The sequence below is a fragment of the Streptococcus downii genome, from assembly GCF_004353325.1.
In the GTDB taxonomy this organism is placed as follows: Bacteria; Bacillota; Bacilli; order Lactobacillales; family Streptococcaceae; genus Streptococcus; species Streptococcus downii.
In genome coordinates, this window is sequence record NZ_MZNX01000003.1 from 1 (window position 1) to 20020 (window position 20020).

General features: G+C 40.8%; 10 protein-coding genes and 3 pseudogenes. 4 read left to right on the plus strand and 9 right to left on the minus strand.

Annotated elements, in window-relative coordinates; translation table 11 throughout:
• The 8 genes and pseudogenes from E2R31_RS01070 to E2R31_RS01100 all read right to left on the minus strand — a co-directional run.
• Positions 1-4031 (minus strand): annotated as a pseudogene (locus E2R31_RS01070) (glycoside hydrolase family 84 protein); the annotation flags it as partial.
• A 321-nt stretch (positions 4032-4352) separates the two neighbouring features.
• Positions 4353-4439 (minus strand): annotated as a pseudogene (locus tag E2R31_RS09900) (YSIRK-type signal peptide-containing protein); the annotation flags it as partial.
• A gap of 144 nt (positions 4440-4583) precedes the next feature.
• Positions 4584-11807 (minus strand): SIALI-17 repeat-containing surface protein, encoded by a 7224-nt coding sequence (locus tag E2R31_RS01075; protein ID WP_132972397.1) that lies wholly within the window; start codon positions 11805-11807, stop codon positions 4584-4586.
• Between the two features lie 354 nt (positions 11808-12161).
• Positions 12162-12935 (minus strand): HAD hydrolase family protein, encoded by a 774-nt coding sequence (locus E2R31_RS01080; RefSeq protein WP_000673624.1) that lies wholly within the window; start codon positions 12933-12935, stop codon positions 12162-12164.
• 4 nt (positions 12936-12939) lie between these two features.
• A complete protein-coding gene (locus tag E2R31_RS01085; protein ID WP_185774549.1) occupies positions 12940-13797 on the minus strand; it encodes a bifunctional methylenetetrahydrofolate dehydrogenase/methenyltetrahydrofolate cyclohydrolase in 858 nt (285 codons plus the stop codon).
• A gap of 148 nt (positions 13798-13945) precedes the next feature.
• Positions 13946-14266, minus strand: a complete 321-nt coding sequence (locus E2R31_RS01090) for a TfoX/Sxy family protein (protein WP_038804984.1) — start codon at positions 14264-14266, stop codon at positions 13946-13948.
• A gap of 33 nt (positions 14267-14299) precedes the next feature.
• Positions 14300-15034 (minus strand): amino acid ABC transporter ATP-binding protein, encoded by a 735-nt coding sequence (locus tag E2R31_RS01095; protein WP_132972399.1) that lies wholly within the window; start codon positions 15032-15034, stop codon positions 14300-14302.
• Positions 15034-15717, minus strand: coding sequence for an amino acid ABC transporter permease (locus E2R31_RS01100; protein WP_001011619.1), 684 nt, complete (start codon positions 15715-15717; stop codon positions 15034-15036). Before E2R31_RS01100 ends, E2R31_RS01095 begins: the two co-directional genes overlap by 1 nt.
• Positions 15718-15908: 191 nt before the next feature.
• Between E2R31_RS01100 and E2R31_RS01105 the strand changes: the two genes are divergently transcribed.
• From E2R31_RS01105 to E2R31_RS01120, 4 genes are all read left to right on the plus strand, one after another.
• Positions 15909-16139, plus strand: a complete 231-nt coding sequence (locus E2R31_RS01105) for a DUF1797 family protein (RefSeq protein ID WP_000443579.1) — start codon at positions 15909-15911, stop codon at positions 16137-16139.
• Between the two features lie 237 nt (positions 16140-16376).
• On the plus strand, positions 16377-18635 hold the full coding sequence (locus tag E2R31_RS01110) for an ATP-dependent Clp protease ATP-binding subunit (protein ID WP_132972401.1): 2259 nt from the start codon (positions 16377-16379) through the stop codon (positions 18633-18635).
• 131 nt (positions 18636-18766) lie between these two features.
• A complete protein-coding gene (locus E2R31_RS01115; RefSeq protein ID WP_132972403.1) occupies positions 18767-19219 on the plus strand; it encodes an NUDIX hydrolase in 453 nt (150 codons plus the stop codon).
• Positions 19220-19277: 58 nt separating this feature from the next.
• Positions 19278-19580, plus strand: a complete 303-nt coding sequence (locus tag E2R31_RS01120) for a DUF1827 family protein (protein WP_132972405.1) — start codon at positions 19278-19280, stop codon at positions 19578-19580.
• 264 nt (positions 19581-19844) lie between these two features.
• Here the strand turns inward: E2R31_RS01120 and tnpA are convergent.
• Positions 19845-20020, minus strand: a pseudogene (gene tnpA / locus E2R31_RS10125) (IS200/IS605 family transposase); the annotation flags it as partial.

Genomic DNA, 20020 nt, shown 5'->3' on the forward strand with positions numbered 1-20020 from the left:
GCCAATTCATAAAACTCAGCCTTGCCACCTTCCCAGACTAATTTGACGTCTAGAAGAGAGCCACCATTTCGGATAGCGAAGGTTTGGAGACTAGATGTAATGGCACCGAGGTCTGTCCAACTGTCTTGGCCATCCTTGAGTGTTCTAGCAAGAACACGTGCTTTCGCTCCTTCAGGAAGACTGGAAACGAGACGAAGGTGGTTGGCATTGGTTGGCTCAGATAAGTGATACACCAATTCGCCCTTGTCTTTTTCAGACTTGTAGCTGGTCAAGACTTTTCCGTCTACAAGATTGTTGTAGAGATTGCCTTGGCTTTCTCCACTGTTTCCTTCTACTGTCGGATCATTGATTGGTTTGACAAATTCACCATCATTGATGACCAATTCTGTAAAGCCTACAAAACGAGCATCATAGTCTGCAGTATAGAGAACACGGAGATAGTTGGCTTTGACTGGTGTCGTCAATTCACCCTCGATATAGCGATTTCCTGGCATCTTAGAATCATGTGTCCAACCATCTGTCAATGAATCATCGTGTTGACTATTGGCCACACCATCTCCTACTGTCACGACATCTGTCCAAGTTTTACCGTCTTGGCTGACTTGGATCTTACCATCACGAAGATAGTTTTGAGTTCCGTCTTGGATGTAGGCTCTGATTTTCTTAATCGTGCGTTCGCTACCAAGTTTCAAGGTTACATGACCATCTTTATGGGCATAGTCTGAAAACTCAACGAAGTTGTTGTAAACACCGTCAAATAGTTGATCTAGGTTGTTCAGTTTACGAACATCATTGCTGCCGTATGTTGGATGAATGCCCATAGTTGTAGATTCTAGTTTGGTTGGTTGTACTTCTTTGGTTGTCACAAGGAGAGAAGTGGCTGTCACAGCTTGTTCCTGATCCGTTTTGTTGACCAGACGAACATAACGTACCAAGTGGGTTGCGACAGATCTGTCTTTCAACTGGCTAGCTGACGTCCACTCTTGCGCATTTGCAGAATACTCTAGGCTAAGAGCAGGGTTGGCTTGGCCTTGGAGCTGGATGCTCTTGATCTGATGGATACGGTCAAGCTTCATTCCTAGATAGCTATGAGCAGGGAGTTTGGTTCCAGCTGGAATTTGAAGTTCGTAACTGCCTAAGCTATCCACCACTGGTGTTTCCTTCAAGGCATCAACGTTGGTGTCTGTTAAGTCAAGATTTGGACTATCGACATCTACTGTAAATTCCGCAATTCTCCACCACTTATTTAAGGTTTGTGTATTGCGAATGCGAACAAAACGAGTTGTAAATTCTTGCACAATATCAGAAGTTCGTTGCCCTGATAAATTTTGAAGCGTTGTCCAATTTGTACCATCTGCAGAATATTCGATGACACCAGATGCTAGTTTATCTCGTTCCCCTTGCATCAGATGAACTCGTTTTACTTTGTGCAGTCCACCTAAGTCCATTTGTACCCAGGCTTGCGCTGGTGTGACATTGGTCTGATCAACATGTGCCATCATGGATTCTGTGTTTTCTCGACCATCTTGCATCTGAACAACACTTGTTCCATATTTGTAAACAAGGTTTGGACTTAAACTAATAGTGCCCCTAACCTTCTTACTACCCAATTCTAGGGGTCTGTTAACAGCAATTTCACGCATGGCAAGCCAAGCATTATCCTTCTTAGCTGTTGCTATCATACGAACAGCTTGAGCTGTGATATCGAGGTCATTAAATTCCAGAATACGTTCTCTACCAGTATAAGCAGGGCTCGTTATGGCTTCCCATTCTCCATGTTCATTTTGATATTCAACAAGAGCATTACTAAAGGTATAATTATCGGCCGTATTAGTACCCGTAGCGAAACCTAATTTGTGTATTTTAATTGCCTTATTAAAGCGCAAGCCTACATAATCGCCTCTCTCAATCACAATGGTTGTTTTGGCAATCACATGTGTATCAAAGTCACCATCTGTGACTTCTTTCAATCCGCCTTCTATTCCAGCACGATTCGTAATAAATGTTGTCACAAATTTATCTGGATTCAACATTGCTTGGATATGTAAGGCTAAGTATTCTTTGAGATTATTGATAAATGGTCGAATATGTTGGACACCAAATTCTGCGTATTCATAATGGTCAACGTAAAAGAAGGCATACTTAACTGACTGGTCATAATGTTTGACTCCGGCCTGATAATACTCCCACACCTTGGCATCATTCTTTTCAGTAAGACCTTCTGTAGCTGTTAGGAAAGCTTCAAGCGCGTTCATTTGATCTACTGTATTCTCTAACCAATAGTGAATTTGTTCGATTAATTTCTGATCACCTTTTTCTTTAAGTAATAGAGCATTGGCTTTCAAACCAGCAAAAATTTCCCTCAACTCTTTTCTTTCAGTATCCAGATTTTGACCAGATTTGAGTTTGTTATAGAATTCTGTCAATTTTGGAGCCAATTCTACAGACTCTTCTAATTTAGTGACATGGGGAGGTCTATTTTGATTGCGCATGTGTTTTCCGAGTTCTCGAAAAGCCTTCGAAACACTGCTTTCTTCAAAATGATCATTAACTACATAGTTAAAGGCCATATCGTTGATTTGTTCTGCTTCTTCTACACTTCTCCATTGTTTCCATCCATACTGAGCCATATCAAAAAGTGCCACTTTAGATGCTTCAGATTGTTGCATTGGATTTAGCATAATTCCTTGTGCAAGTGATAAATCAACATTTGGATGTAAGAATTTTTCACCGCCTCCAAGAATTAGGTGGGGTTTTGTATTATCATTACATGGCCAGTTAATCCAGAACTGAATTGGACGGTAAGTCTTACCACCTTCTGTTAAATTTTTCTTTAAGTTCGTTAAGAATGTTTGGTCAACAGCCCCCCAGACCTTTCCACCAGTAAGAGTTAAATGGACATTTTCAGGAAGATGTTCATTCAAGGTTCGAAGTTCAGCTTCAGTTCCTTGCCCCATGTACCAGGCAGGAACAAAAATCATATCTTTACGGAGACCACTGTATGCTGTTTGTTTTTCAGTCAACCAATTTGTGATATCCTTCATCAAGCGAACATAACTATGGTAACCACCAACTGGGCTTGGTGCATCATCTGCAAGCACACCAAATTCACGCACTCCCACGTCCAACAACTGAGTAAACTTAGCCTTTATGGTTGCAAGATCAGCCTGGTAATGCGCTTCATTGCCAAAGCGGATACGATTGTTCATAAATGGATGGATGGTCCAAACATAACGTGTTTTCGTTTGATTACCGACACGTGCAAGTTCTCGGATTTCAGCCAGTTTTTCTTCTGGGTAAAGTTCACGCCATTTCTTATTGTGGTATGGATCATCTTTTGGTGCGAAATAGTATTGAGTTAACTTCAATTCACTTCCATAACGCATTAATTCTTTACGATTTTCATTAGACCATGGATTTCCATAGTAACCTTCTATAAACCCACGGTTCTTGATTTCAGCGTAATCTTCCACTGTCACATTGCGAAGGACTGGCACTTGACTTTCCTTGAGCATATGTTTCAAGGTTGTCAAACCATAAAAGACCGCATCTGTGTCTTTTCCGACGATGGAGATAGAGTTGTCCTTGATGGTCAGAGCATAAGCATCAATTTTGTCAAAGAGACCTGCAGAAACCTTGGACAAGTTTTGTTCTGCTTGTGAACCTTGTCCATGCACTCCAAGATAGATATTAGTTGCGCCAGAAACGGCCGTTTTACTAGTTTTGTAAGATACTTGATTGTCCTGCAAAACGCTCTTCAAGCGATTGCGAGTATAGATATCGAGTTGATCGCCCATGACCAGATTGACTTGCTTACGAAGGGCTGTGACACCTTCTCCATAAGTCACTTTTTGTGGAGTTGGAAAGACCTTGTACTCTTTTTTGAGATAGTCTGAGCTCTTGCTGGCAGCTTCAATACTGGCTTCGCTAGCTGGTTTGCTTGCCGTAAATTGATTGGCCAATTCAACTGTTCCATCACCTGTTTGCTCTACTTTTGGAGTTTCAGGTGTAATTGGTTGACTAGGTTTAGCGATTTCTTTATCATTTTGTCCTCCACTCATGGCTTCAGACGGCTTTGTTTCATTCTCTGGAATTCCAGGTGCTTCAGCTGGTTTAAGATTATTTGTCGAATCAGTAGAACCAATCGTTCCTGTAGTTTCTCCGTTTCCAACTGTCGAGCTAGCTTCCTTCCCAGCATTTTCTTCTGCTTTCTTCAAAACTGCTGCAAGTTCATCAGGTAACTTTTCCAATGGCTGAGCTTGAGTTATAGTTCCCTCTTTATCTCCTACACTACCTGTTTCTGCTGCCTCTACTAAATTAACACCAAAGATACTGGCACCAATCATAATAGAAGCTACTCCAATAGCGAATTTACGAATACTGTAATGACAACGTTTATTGAAAAAATTTTTATCCATCTTTATCTTATCTCCTTTCATCCAAACACGAAAGTAAACGATTCCATTTTTACTAGTAAAGACGGAGAGGCCTAATCGGTCCTCTCCATCTCTTCAACTCATTTATCGATGTGATTTTTTATCATCGACCAAGCTATACCAATAGGATAGCATTAGACGCACAAACTAATCCTCTTTTCGTTTTGCAGTTAATAGGGCTGCTGACAAGGCCAAGCTAACACCTGCCAAGAAAATGGCTGTTTCAGATTCTCCCTCACCTGTTTCTGGTAATCTATTTTGCTCTTCTTTTACTACTGAAACATTTGGTTTTATAGTCTGGTCATGAGCTAATAGCTCTACTGGATAATCTGGTTTTTCAAGAACAGGCGCTTCCTCATTTCCTACCGTAGCTAGAACACCACGGTACTCTGGAAGTTTATGTTCTAGAGCCATTACAGCATTAACGCCACCCTTAAATTCAGGTTTCTCTACTGTCGGTGCTGGTTGGTCGCCTACGGTTGATACCGGACCTGTGTACTCTGGGAGTTCGTGTTTCAAGGCCATAACAGAGTTGACTCCACCCTTGAACTCAGGCTTCTCTACTGTCGGAGTGGCTTGGTCGCCTACAGTGGCAAGAATTCCTGTGTATTCTGGAACTTCGTTTACTGCTGCTTCTACAAAGTTAACTCCGCCTTTGAATTCTGGAACTTCGTTGACTGGCGCAGGTTCCTCACCCTTACTATTTGAAATAGATGGTTTTACTCCTACCTCAATAATACGATCTTGAGCTTTTCTTTGTTCAGTATGAACAAGAGTTCTGGTAGTTCCTGATACTTGAATATAGTCAACTTTTTCTCCATCTTGTCCTTCAGAAACTACACGACGTTTACCTTGAGCAAGTGCAGGGGTTTCACGAACAACTTCTTTAAACGGAAGTGGAGTCTTTTCAATTTCCAAACTTGGAGCTTCTGCAACTAAGTTCTTAACGCCTTCTGTCGGTGTTGTTTGGAAGGTAGACTTAAAGTGTAAACGATATTCTTTCACCAGATTTCCATCTTTGGAAATAAGACGAACAAGTGTTGGAAGATTTGTATTTCCATGATCCACAACTGTGACTACTCCATGTCCACTAGTTGTCGCAGTGACTTTTGGTTTGGATCCCATTGTTGTTAGGGTGTACTCTGTCACATTTGGATCAAAGTTTTCCAATGCTTTTCCATCAATCGAAATAGTCGCTGATGGTGTTTCGACTTCTGCTCCCTTGCCTGCAGAGTAGGCTGTAAATTCTACAAGTGCTAGACCATTAGTAGTAGCCTTACGAGTCATACGCGCACGAATAGCTGTTGTTTGAACTGGATCAAAGTTAAACTCGATTGGTTTACCAGCCACTAATTCTCCAGAAGACTTGTAAGGAATTGGTGCCCAATTTTCTGCCTTGTTGAATGGATGGTCAGCATTTTCTTCATAACGAGAAATCGTACTTGGCTCTGTAAAGGCAGGACCAATATATCTTTCTAGAACCATTTTCTCTGGGGCATCTGTGCCACTATCTTTAAAGAACTGAATGGCTACTTTTCCAATAGATTGAGAAGTAATTTTTCCATCCTTCTTAAAGAGTAGTCCGACAGAAGTTTCTTGATTTTTCGGAGTACGAGTCCAGTTTGTCCAACGTCCATCTTCATTGTATTTTCCATCATTGATATAGAAAATTCTATCATGTGAAGCTGCTTGTGTATCGTTCGTTATCGAAGCAAAGGCTTTAGAATCAGTTTCATTGTTGTTTGGATTTTCTGAAATGACTTGATTGCCTTTAGAAATAACTGTCACCTGCATTTTAGTGGTTAGATTTGTACCAATGACATGACCGGTAACTTCAAATGTTCCCTCATGCTCTGTCGCATGTTCAGGAATAGCATCCCACTTCACTGCAAGTTTTTCTGTAGTCCAAGTAGTTGAAGTTGGGTAATAAACGCCTACCTCTGAAGGAAGTTGAAGATTGTCTCCAACATTCAAGATTTTAGCACCATTTTCTGCAGCAAGCGGTTGACTAGTTTCTCTCTCATCATTGCGGAAGATTCGATATTCTTTCAATACCGTACCATCTTCTGCTTTTAAGATGAGACGTGTTGCACCTTTTGGACTAGTTGCAGGCACAACTGTTACCAAACCATTATTGCTAGCTGTTGCAGTGATTTGTTTGCTAGATTGAGGAATATAGTAATCAGTCTTAGATGGATTAAAGTGTTCAAGATCCTTGCCATCTACCCTGATAGAAATCTCTGAACTTGTAGAGCTTACTACCTTATTTCCAAGGACAGTTAGTTCTGTCAGACCAACACCTGAAGTTCCATCTGCTTTCTTCATACGAATACGAACAGCATAAGTTTCTACCTTGTCAAATGTGAAATGATTTGTTTGAGTTGCAGATAGCTGACTTGGAGCATGCAAGTTTTCAACTGCTTTCCAATTTTCTGGATTATTAAATGGATGATTGCTATCACGCTGAGCATTGCTGACATCACTTGGTAAATCTGGAATTTCTTTACCTACATAATATTCAACTACATATTCTTTTGGAAGACCAATTGCTCCATCAGTATAGAAATCAACTGATAAATTGTTGACAAAACGTTTCGTCAAATCTCCTGAATTACCAAACAAGATAGAAGCCCAGTCATTATCAGTATTTGTTCTCCAAGTAGTCCATCTATTTTTAGCGTCTGTTGGCGTTCTTGACACAGTCAGGTCGTTCAAGGTATTAGCTGAGTCATCTCCTCCTGTATTGGATACAATGGCAGCTGGCAATTGCGAACCTGTCCATTGTTTAGAGATATTATTTCCAGCAACAACTTGACTAGACATTCGAACATGAGCTTTAGTGGTCAGATTGCTACCTACTAAGCGACCATTGATTTCATAGACTCCTTCAGTTTGACTAAAGTTGGCTGGAACCTGATCCCAAACTACATCTTTGTAGATAGTTGTTCCGTTAGAATGGTAAGCACGCACATTGGCTGGCAATTGAACTGTCTCACCCTTAGGAAGAGTAAGGCTGATTTCCTCTGCAACTTGTAAACCTTCAACTGTCACCGTTGCTTGAGCTTCAATGTCTGTGCCTTCTACATGTCCTTTAAGTGTAAAGCTATGATAATGCCCCAATTCTTTTTCATCCACCTTGTCCCAAGTTACAGATACTTTGCGTGGCAAGCCCTTATCAAATTCTGCTCCAACTTCTTTAGGTAGATTCGGTTGCTGATTAATGTCTGTAGAAACAGATACAGCATGAAGTTTCACAATCTTCTTGCTGACTTTATTTTCTTTAATCACCACTTCAGTAGTTACAGATTCTGTTTTCTCTGTTTGATTATCGATTCGAGGTGTCAAAGTCACTCTTCCCTTAGTATAGAGCAATAGATTCTGACCATTTACCTCAAGATGCCCACCATCAGATGATTTAGCTTCTAAGTGAATATCTGATGCTGAGAATTCTGTTTGTGAACCATCCTCATAACTACCAATGACACGATAAGTTAAGACTTGATCTTCAGTAGCAGTTTCTTTTCCTTCCACAACTACTTCCAAACGTTTCAAGGCAGGAGCTTCCTTCACAAACTGAATTAAATAAGTTTGAACCAAATCACCCTTTTGATCACTCAAGAAGACCGAAGCCTGATAACCATTATCAGCAGAAGCTTGCTGAACAGTTACTTGATAACCAGTAGTCTGAGCTCCAACACTTGGAATTGTTCCAGTGTAAGGAAGGGATACACGGTAATAAGTCTTGCCAGACTCGAAGTTCTCCAGAGCTTTATCCCCAACAGTAAGTCCTGTAATGCTACTTGTTGTTTCCTTACTACTTGCGATAAAGGTTGCAGTTACTTCACGGTCGTCATCTACCAATTTACCAGTAGCCTCCGTACGTCCTCCTTCCTTGGTTAAAGCAGCAGGATCTTTCAAAGTCCAAGAAACAACATCTGTATCAATCAAACTACCATCTGTCAGAACAGCTGTGACCGTTTTATCCAAATCAGCTGCAGTTGTACCAACTGGTACTGTAACAACTTTTGGTAACCATCTATCTAAAGCAATCACTTTTACAAGTGCCTCAGCTTTGGTTTCCAAACCTTCTACACGTCCAGATACTTTTTTCTCACCTGCGCTTGTAAGCAAGTCAGCTGGCACGTCCCATGTTACAGTCTTTTCCTCAACACTACCGTCGCTATAAATAGCTGTTACTGTTTGAGGCAATTCAGGATTTGTAGTCACATCAGTTGTTGCTTTTACAGGAGCAAAGGCTACAAAGTGACGGTTTTCTTTCTTACCAGACACAGTTGCGACTGTTGCGCTATCAGAAGTTAAACCAGCAGAATCTGCATAAAGAGTAAATTTACCTTCTTTTTCTGTTGATTTTACAATGACAACCCCTTTACCATTGAAAGCACGTCTTTGCCATGTTCCATCTGCTTGTGCTTTGTAGCGCTCACGGCTAGCTTGTTCTCCATTATCCACACCAACTATTTGTCCTTGACCATGAAGATTGAAATGAACAAGATTGTTAGCTGTTGGAACCACATTCCCTTCGCTATCAACAATTTCGTAATGGATGTAGGATAGGTCTTTTCCATCTGCAGTGATAACATGCTCTTCTTTAGTCAGACGAACCCTTGCTGGCTCCCCAGCAGTTGTCACACTATCACGCGCAATTTCGTTGCCTTTTTCATCTCGAGCAATCGCAGTCAGTGTGCCTGGTTGGTATTTCACAAGCCATTCAAGATACAATTCACTTGGTTTAGCCCCCTCATGATATGGACGTCCGTCTTCTGTCGTTTTCTTAGTAAATTCCTTTTTACCAAGTGACTCTCCATTTAAGAACAATTCGACGCTTGCAGCATTTGAGAAGGTACGAACCGGAACCTTTCCATTAACCAGCATCTTGCGATCCTTAAGGGTCTCTTCAGTCCAGTTCCAATGTGGTAAAATGCGAACAGTTGGCTTTTCTTTAGCACTATACCATTCACTACGGTAAAGGTAAAAATCATTCTTCGGTAAACCAGCCGTATCGATGATACCAAAGTAAGAACTTTTTACAGGTGTATTATCTTGGTTATGCCATGGAGTTGGTTCACCGATGTAGTCAATTCCTGTCCAGATAAATTGTCCAGCATAGCCAGCACGATCACGGTCAAAAGTCCATGATTCAGTAGCTGTTCTTCCCCATCCAACACGGTCATTACCATAGTCAGATTGTTCATAGTGACGATTTGGACGGTTATCATGTCCAAGGATTTGAGCAGGATTGTAATAAGAATCACGCGTTCTAGTAGCTGAAGAAGTTTCAGAACCATAAATGAGCCAGTCTGGATGCGCTCTACGAACAGCATCATAATTACGTTCACCATAGTTCATACCGACAGCATCCATAATTTCTGCGAGTTTCAAGAAATCACCTGTCGCCGCACGACTAAATTTGTTTTCCCCCATGGTTACATAACGCTCAGTATCAACCGCTTTGATAACTGCCTTCAAGCGTTTAGCAGTTTCGATAGAACGAGGACTACCATTTGCCTCCTCTACCTCATTTCCAAGAGACCACATGACGATAGACGGATTGTTCTTATCACGTTCTACCATTGTTCTGAGATCAAAATCAGACCACTTCTCACCCTTCTTAGCCTCCGGATGAGTTGCATCTTGATCAAAGAACCGTCCATAGTCGTAAGTCTTCTTGCCACCATACCAAGTATCAAAAGCTTCCTCTTGAACCAAAAGACCTAAACTAGCTGCAGCATCAAGCAACTGAGGACTCGCTGGATTGTGGGTTGTTCGAATAGAGTTAACCCCCATATCTTTCAAGAGTTTTAATTTACGATAGGTAGCCTTATGGTTCTCTTCTGCCCCCAAGGCTCCATTGTCATGGTGAATACTTACTCCGTGGAATTTCATGCGTTCACCATTCAGAGAGAAACCTTCCTTAGCAGTCCAATTGAAATAACGGTAACCAAATGTATCTTCTGTTACATCAACTAATTGACCTTCTTTATAAACCTTTGTTTTCAACACATACAGTTGAGGATGATAACTTTTTGTCGTCCAAAGAGTTGGTTTATTAACTAGGATTGTTTGTCTGAAATCTGCAGTTTCATTTTCTGCTAAATTCTTCGTTTCAGAGCGGACTAATTCTGAAACAACCTTACCTTCCTTAGTAAAAATTTGTTGTTCCACAAAGACTTTAGCAGCCTTCTTATCCGTATTTTTAATCTTACTTTGAACCTGTGTTTCAACATTCCCTTCTTTTTGCTCAGCAAGTTTTGGAGTAGTGATATGATTACCATTTTCGGCAACATGGACTTTATCACGATAACTAAGGGTTACATCACGATAAATCCCACTTCCTGAATACCAACGACTACTTGGTTGCTTATTGGTCACTTGAACAGTAATTGAATTTTCACTACCATCCTTGTTTAAAAATTCTGTGATATCATATGAAAAATGATTATAGCCACTTGGATAATGTCCGACAAATTTACCATTTACATAGACCTTTGAATCCATGTAAACCCCATCAAAATTGATACGAACATCCTTATTCTTGTCTGCTTCGTCTAATGTGAAAGTCTTACGATACCAAGCTGTTCCACCATTTAACTGCCCACCTTCATTACGAGCGGGAGACTTGTGATCAAAGTCAAAATAAATACTCCAATCATGAGGAAGATTCAATTTAGACCAATCATGAACATCCACATCTTTTTTTGAAAAATCTCCTTGGGCATTTAGTTTAAAATACCAATCTTTATTAAAATCTTGTTTTCGTTCCGATAATAGCTGTTTTTCCTTTTCAACTTCGGCTTTGTTTGACTCCCTAGACAGCACTTGCGATTTTTCAGAAGAAGGTTTAATCTCTGTGTCTGCTTTCACTTGGTCCTTTTCAGAAGTTTTTTTAGAATCCTCTTTCACTTCTGTTCCAGCTGTTACTGCAGATTCAACAGGCTTTGGATTTGCCTCTTCAGATTTCTGTTTGTTATCAGCCTTGTTTCCTTCTTCTACTTTATTTGGAGTTTCCCCTTTAGGACTAACCAATTCACGACTACCCTCATTAGCAGGTCTAGTAGGTTCCGTATCCTTAGTCACTTTGTCTTCTGTCGAATCAGCTTTTGGTTTTACAAACTCACGCCCACCATTCTCATCAGCCTTTGCGATTGCAGCTGCCACATCATCGGGAAGCTTATCTAAAGGCTGAGCTTGATGAACAATTGTTTCTTCTGTTTGAGTATTGGATGAAGCCACCTCCTCAGCTTGTACAGCTGAAATACCAAATATACTGGCCCCAATCATTACAGATGCTGCACCTATTGCAAATTTACGAATGCTATAATGACAACGTTTATCAAAAAGTCTTTTGTTCATTAAAATCCTCATTTCTTTTTCTTGATACAAAGTAAGCGTTTACTTCATTTTAAAAAATAACCTCCTTCTGAATACACAAACAAGTACCAAGTTCGATAATATATTTTATATATTAAATATATCAAAATGCACCTTAAATTGCAATTATTTTCCATTAATTTAACCCAATAAAATGATATATAAGAAGGGGGTCATTTAAAAGGAATAGTTGCAATGAAAATAGCTTTCGGTTCTAGACTCTTTCTACTACAAATTGAATTCCATTAATATCTTTTTCAAACTTCAAATTTATAGTTTATAGACTGCATTACTCTACATAAAAAGAAGGCGAACCTTGTTCTACCTCCTTCTACACTATTTTCCCTTAAATTCCGCAAAAGTCTGTAAGATTTTGGCTGCTACTGCTGGAGAAGGAGCTCCTTTTAGCTCTAACGTTTCATCTGCATATGGAGTAAGGCCAGCAAAGTCTCCTATCTGAACTGAATAAAGAGATGTCTTAAACAGTTCAATATCGTTTTGATCATTTCCAAAGGCGATGAAGTTTTCCCCACATAACGTTTCAACTGTTGTAGCCTTGTGAGTATCTAAGGGGTTGACATAAAGACACTTTTCATGCGCATGATAAGACAGATGAGCCTGCCCCAGTCTTTCTAACTGACCAAGCAGATCATCAAGCAAATCCTCGTGGTCGCCCATATAAACGACTATCTTAATCGGAGTCCCTAAGTCCTCGAGTTTCTGATGGCGAGCTACCTTTAGGGGGTCCACACTGGAGAAAAATGGAATCTTCTCCACAATCTGACCACTATAGTCAAAGCAATCATCTACAAAGAAAGGGAGATTATAAGTCTGGCAATAATCCACTAGCGCCTGATAAACTTTAGCATCGAGATTCCTTTCGAAGATAGCCTTCCCCAGATGATAGGCTACGCCTCCATTCAACCCTATGACCAAGCGCTGACTGAGTTCGGAACCTAATAAACCCAAACAATCCCGATAAGAGCGAGCTGAGGCAAACACAAGCTCATGACCATAATCTTCAGCCTTTAAAAGAACCTGCTGAATCTCCTCATCTATGGTCATGTAGTCAAAAGATAGCGTTCCATCCAGGTCAAATACGAATTTCATCTTTCTAGTCCTTGTTTAGTGTTCGAAGCGCTGCCTGATAGGTTTGCTCCATTAGCATGGTAATCGTCATAGGACCAACTCCACCCGGTACAGGTGTGATGTGGCTAGCAAGTGGTGCAACAGCATCATAATCAACATCTCCACAAAGCTTGCCATTTTCATCTCGGTTCATCCCAACGTCAATGACAACCGCTCCCGGTTTGACAAAGTCAGCAGTCACAAACTTAGCGCGACCGATTGCAACTACAAGAATATCTGCCTTAGCAGCCACCTTGGCAAGATGATGGGTGCGTGAGTGGGTCAAGGTCACAGTCGCATTCTTGGCTAAAAGAAGCTGAGCCATCGGTTTTCCAACGATATTTGAACGACCGATAACAACCGCATTTTTACCTTCCAACTCAATCCCATACTCATGAAACATCTCCATAATTCCTGCTGGTGTTGAAGGAATCATAACTGGATGACCAGACCAGAGGCGACCCATGTTTAGAGGATGAAAACCATCCACGTCTTTTTCGGGGTCAATGGCTAATAAAACTGCCTCTTCATCAATATGTTTTGGCAAAGGTAATTGAACCAAAATCCCATGCCAAGCTGGATCTTGATTGTATTTGGAAATCAAGTCTAACAATTCCGCTTGGGTAATAGTCTCTGGAACTCGCACTACTTCACTACGGAAGCCAGCAGCGAGAGCTGACCGTTCCTTATTGCGAACGTAGACTTGGCTGGCAGGATTGTCCCCCACCAAAATCACTACCAATCCTGGAACTAGACCTGTTTCTTCTTTTAGTTTAGCCGTCTTCTCAGCCAACTGTCCTTGTAACTTAGCCGCAAGAGCCTTCCCATCGATAATCTGAGCCATATCTCTTCTCTTTTCTATCAAATATCCTCTATTATATCAAAAAATAACTCGCCATTCTAACACTTCTTGCCTAATGGACCCTATAGTCTGAAACTATAAGAAAAAGCTCGTATCGAGCTTTTATGCCTATTTATACTAGGTAAATTTGTCATGCTTTCTTTTTGACTTTTGGAGCCGGTAAGACTTCATACATCTCCTTGATTAATCTCGCTAGAAATGACTTATCTTCAAGGTCTTCTAGTAGAATCATCTCTTTTGCTCCTTCATAAGGACGTTCAAGCCTAGTCTGTCCCAGTTGACCCAAAACTACCTTCACAGGCTTCAGTAACAGACGATTATCATAGATTCCCACAATAATCTTACCACGATGATAAAGAATATACTCTCCCATCATTGGACGATAACTCATCTCCTCTAGCTCTGATAGCTGTTCGAGAATAAAATCTAAATATTCTTTACTGGAAGCCATAATGCCTACTCCATTTCTTCTAAAAATGAGGTCTTACAAAACCTTACTTAAAAATTCCTTGGTCCGTTGTTCTTTTGTTTGATTGAAAATCTCCTCTGGTGTTCCATCTTCGACAACAACTCCATCCGCCATAAAGATAACACGGTCTGCTACCTCACGCGCAAAACCCATTTCATGAGTCACAATCACCATAGTCATCCCTGATTTAGCGAGGTCTTGCATAACAGCTAGAACTTCTCCAACCATCTCAGGGTCTAGGGCTGAAGTCGGCTCATCAAAGAGCAAAACATCTGGCTCCATAGCAAGTCCACGTGCAATGGCAATCCGTTGCTGCTGACCACCTGACAAACTCTGAGGATAGGCCTTTGCCTTATCTGGCAAGCCAACTTTTTCTAACAGTTCCTGTGCTCTTTTCTCCGCAACTTCCTTGCTTTCACCTTTGGTTTTAATTGGTGACAAAGTGATATTTTCCATCACTGTCATATTGGGAAAGAGGTTGAATTGTTGGAATACCATACCCATCTTTTCACGCATGGCAAAAAGGTCATTTTTCTTATCTGTGATATCGACTCCTTCAAAGATAACCTTACCTTTACTTGCTTCTTCAAGGAGATTCATCGAACGAAGGAGAGTTGATTTCCCGCTCCCTGACGGACCAATAATGACCACAACTTCTCCTCGTTTAATCTCAAGGTTGATGCCTTTTAAAACTTCATTTTCCCCAAAAGACTTATGTAGTTCTTCAATTTTAATCAAGGTTTCTGTCATTATTTCTTGTCTCCTTGTCCAATATGTTTTTCAAATGCTTTCAACGCCACTGTCAAAACAGAGGTCATAATCAAATAGTAAAAGGCTGCAAATAAAAGGGGAGTCAACGGTAAATAAGTTGTTGTTGCTACAGTCGTTGCACCATTCCACAACTCCATCACCCCAATTGCCGACAAGAGGGAACTATCCTTGATAATGGTGATAAATTCATTTCCCAGCGCTGGAAGAATATTCTTGATAGCTTGTGGCAAAATGACATAACGCATGGCATTTTTCGGACGAATACCAAGAGAGTAAGCGGCCTCTAACTGCCCTTTAGGAACCGCATTGATCCCTGCACGAACAGTTTCTGAGACGTAAGCTCCACTGTTCATAGAAATAATCAGAATACCAGGAATCAAACGAGAAAGATCAACTCCTAAAATTCCCACTTGGATAGTCGGAGCATTGATATGCATAAGAGCAAAGGCAATCATAATCTGAACCATCATCGGAGTTCCACGGAAGATCCAAACATACACATTTGCAAACCAAACGAGCGGTTTAAAGCGTGATCGCTGAGCAAAGGCCAGTAACACACCTATAATGGTTCCTAAGAAGACGACAAAGATGGAAATTAACACGGTAATCAGAGCTCCATAGTTAAAATACGGTAAATACTTGGGTAAAAAAGAAAAATTCATATTCAATCAACTTTCTATGTATTAGATTGTATGATTATAACATGAATTGAATTAAAATTCAATCCTTTTTCTCTAATTTTAACAATTAACTTGATAGAATGGAGAAATAGAGAGAAATCACAGTTTTTTTCTAGTCAACTACCTCTTGTTTATGGTAAAATAGTAACGATAAGAAATGGAGGAGAATCATAATGGAATCACATTTGGTTAGAATCATCAACCGCCTAGAAGCTATGACAAAAGATGGCGGAAATCTAAAACGTAATTTTGAACGTGAAGGAGTTGTTGTTGCAGAAGTTGCATACAGCTATGACGAAGAAAATGGATCACTCTTCACCCTTCGCGATGTTGAAGCGCGTGAAACCTATACCTTTGATAGCATTGATTTGATTGCAATGGAGATCTACGAACTCCTTTACTAATATAAAAACAACGGGCAGTAAGGCCCGATGAATGAGAATCCTTTTTGTCACCGCAAATGGGATTTTTTCTTACCTTCAATGTCGCTTGATTCTCCATAAATCCTTCTTTTAAAAACGACCACTTCCCAATCTTTTTACTTGCTTTACACCTTAATCATGCTATAATGAGAGTATAAAACTTTGACTATTCTTGACCTTTTTCTTAGACCAAGAATAAGAATGAAATGAGGTAGATGTATGCTCTGTCAAAACTGTAAAATAAACGACTCAACAATTCATCTGTATACCAATATCAATGGACAGCAAAAGCAAATTGATCTCTGTCAAAATTGCTATAAAATTATCAAAACAGACCCAAACAATACCCTCTTTAAAGGAATGACTGACCTAAACAATCGTGACTTTGATCCTTTCGGAGACTTTTTCAATGATTTGAACAATTTCAGACCTTCTTCTAATAACATCCCTCCCACTCAATCTGGTGGAGGAGATGGGGGCAATGGGGGCTACGGACCTCAAAACCGTGGTCCACTTCAAACACCTCCTAGCCAAGAAAGAGGACTCCTAGAGGAATATGGTATCAACGTAACTGAAATTGCCCGTCGTGGGGATATTGACCCTGTTATCGGTCGAGACGAAGAAATAATCCGCGTTATCGAAATTCTCAACCGTCGAACCAAGAACAATCCTGTCCTAATCGGAGAACCAGGTGTTGGTAAAACAGCCGTTGTTGAAGGTCTAGCTCAGAAAATTGTCGATGGCGATGTTCCCCATAAACTCCAAGGCAAGCAAGTTATCCGTTTGGATGTGGTCAGTCTAGTTCAAGGAACAGGTATTCGAGGCCAATTTGAAGAACGTATGCAAAAGCTCATGGAAGAAATTCGCAAACGCGAGGATATCATCCTCTTTATCGATGAAATCCATGAAATTGTCGGTGCAGGATCTGCTGGCGATGGCAATATGGATGCAGGCAATATCCTCAAACCTGCCCTTGCCCGTGGTGAATTGCAACTGGTCGGTGCCACTACTCTCAATGAATACCGTATCATTGAAAAAGATGCTGCTCTAGAGCGCCGTATGCAGCCTGTCAAGGTAGATGAACCAACTGTCGAAGAAACCATTACCATCCTCAAAGGGATTCAAAAGAAATACGAAGACTACCATCACGTCAAGTACACAGACGCTGCTATTGAAGCTGCTGCAAATCTTTCCAACCGCTACATCCAAGACCGCTTCTTGCCAGACAAGGCTATTGACCTGTTGGATGAAGCCGGTTCAAAGATGAATTTGACGCTGAACTTTGTTGATCCTAAAGTGATTGATCAACGCTTGATTGAAGCTGAAAATCTCAAGGCACAAGCTACACGAGAGGAAGACTTTGAAAAAGCTGCCTACTTCCGTGACCAGATTGCCAAGTACAAGGAAATGCAAAAGAACAAGGTGACCGATCAGGATACTCCAATCATCAGCGAGAAAACGATTGAACATATCATCGAGCAGAAAACCAATATCCCTGTTGGGGAGCTAAAAGAAAAAGAACAGTCTCAATTGATCCATCTAGCAGAAGACCTCAAGGCCCATGTTATCGGACAAGACGAGGCTGTCGATAAGATTGCCAAAGCCATCCGTCGTAATCGTGTTGGACTTGGCACTCCCAACCGCCCAATCGGAAGTTTCCTCTTTGTCGGACCAACTGGTGTCGGTAAGACAGAACTTTCCAAACAACTAGCCATTGAGCTCTTTGGTTCTGCTGACAGCATGATTCGCTTTGATATGAGTGAATACATGGAAAAACACAGCGTGGCTAAGTTAGTCGGAGCCCCTCCAGGCTATGTCGGCTACGATGAAGCTGGTCAGTTAACGGAAAAAGTTCGTCGCAATCCTTACTCTCTCATCCTTCTCGATGAAGTTGAAAAAGCCCACCCAGATGTGATGCACATGTTCCTCCAAGTCTTGGACGATGGTCGTTTGACTGATGGGCAAGGACGAACAGTTAGCTTTAAGGATGCCATCATTATCATGACCTCAAATGCGGGTACTGGTAAGGCCGAAGCCAGCGTTGGTTTTGGAGCTGCTCGTGAAGGTCGAACCAACTCTGTTCTCGGTGAACTCGGCAACTTCTTTAGTCCTGAGTTTATGAACCGTTTTGACGGCATCATCGAATTTAAACCTCTCAGCAAGGACAACCTTCTCCAAATCGTCGAACTCATGCTAGCAGATGTCAACAAACGCCTCTCCAGCAACAATATCCACCTTGATGTGACAGACAAGGTCAAGGAAAAGTTGGTTGACTTGGGATATGATCCAAAAATGGGAGCACGGCCACTCCGCCGTACCATTCAAGACCATATCGAGGATGCCATCACAGACTACTACCTTGAAAACCCAAGTGAGAAAGACCTCAAGGCCGTTATGACAAGCAATGGTAAGATTCAAATCAAATCTGCCAAGAAAAGTGAGAAAGCAGAAGAGAATACTTCTGAAAAAGAAGAATAAAACGATCTAACAGGTGCAGGAAGTCCATCAATTTCTGCACCTTTTTTTACTAAAATAACTGTTTATTCTTGACAGCTTGCCCCTCGTCCATTATGATAATAATAAAGATACTAGAGAATGAGGAAAGTTCTATGGCAAACCCAACTTTTGGTGAAAAAAGAGAGAATGTGACCTACCTGCCCCGCTACGGCGTTTACGTAGTTATTCCTGATCCAGAAAAAAAACAAATTGTCTTAGTTCAAGCTCCCAATGGTGCTTGGTTCTTGCCAGGTGGAGAGATTGAGGCAGGCGAAGACCATCAAGAAGCACTGAAGAGAGAACTAATCGAAGAACTAGGCTTTACAGCTGAAATCGGAACCTATTATGGGCAAGCTGATGAGTATTTTTACTCTCGCCACCGTGATACCTACTACTACAACCCAGCTTATCTCTACGAAGCTATTTCTTTCGAGGAAGTACAAAAACCTTTAGAAGACTTTAATCATATTGCTTGGTTTCCTATTGATGAAGCAATTGAAAAACTCAAACGTGGTAGCCATAAATGGGGAATAGAAGCTTGGAAAATTCAGCATAGAATTGACTAAAATACACGATTTTATCCAAAAAGTGCTATAATAGAGTTAGAAAATCGGAGGAACTATTATGAAGCTTATCAACACGACTAATTCACACTCGCAACTTGTTAAAAGCCAATTAGAAAGTACTGACGCAACCCTTGTTGAGGTCTATTCTGCTGGAAACACAGATGTGATTTTCACACAAGCTCCGCTTCACTATGAAATCCTCATTTCCAACAAACACCGCGCTATTCGTGAACCAGAAATCGAAACTATTCAAGATTTCTTCATGAAACGCAAGATTGATAAACAAAAAATTGATGAAGCTAATATCAAGACGCTTTATTCAGATAAACTGATTGAAATTTCTATTCCTACAAAATCATAACCACCCGTCTAACGGGTGGTTTGCACCAGGGCTATAAGCCCAAATTACCAGCCAGCGCCTAAAGACGCTGGCTTTCACTTTGTTCAAGCCTCATTGCTCTTGACTCTTCACAAACCTCTCAAAGAGGTGTTCGCATTACTTACCACTATCCCTAAAGGGATCCTCATATTATTTTACACTTAATTTATCCAATGATATATCATGCTTTACTCGTTCTCGAATTTTCATACTCGTGAAGAAATCATCCACTGGATAATTTCTTTAATCTTGAATATATTTCTTAATTGTGGCTTCATTAAGTCCCACTGTACTCACATAATAACCCTCTGCCCAGAAATGCCGATTCCCAAACTTATACTTGAGATTAGCGTGTTTGTCAAACATCATGAGTGCACTTTTACCTTTTAAATACCCCATGAAACTTGAAACACTTATCCTTG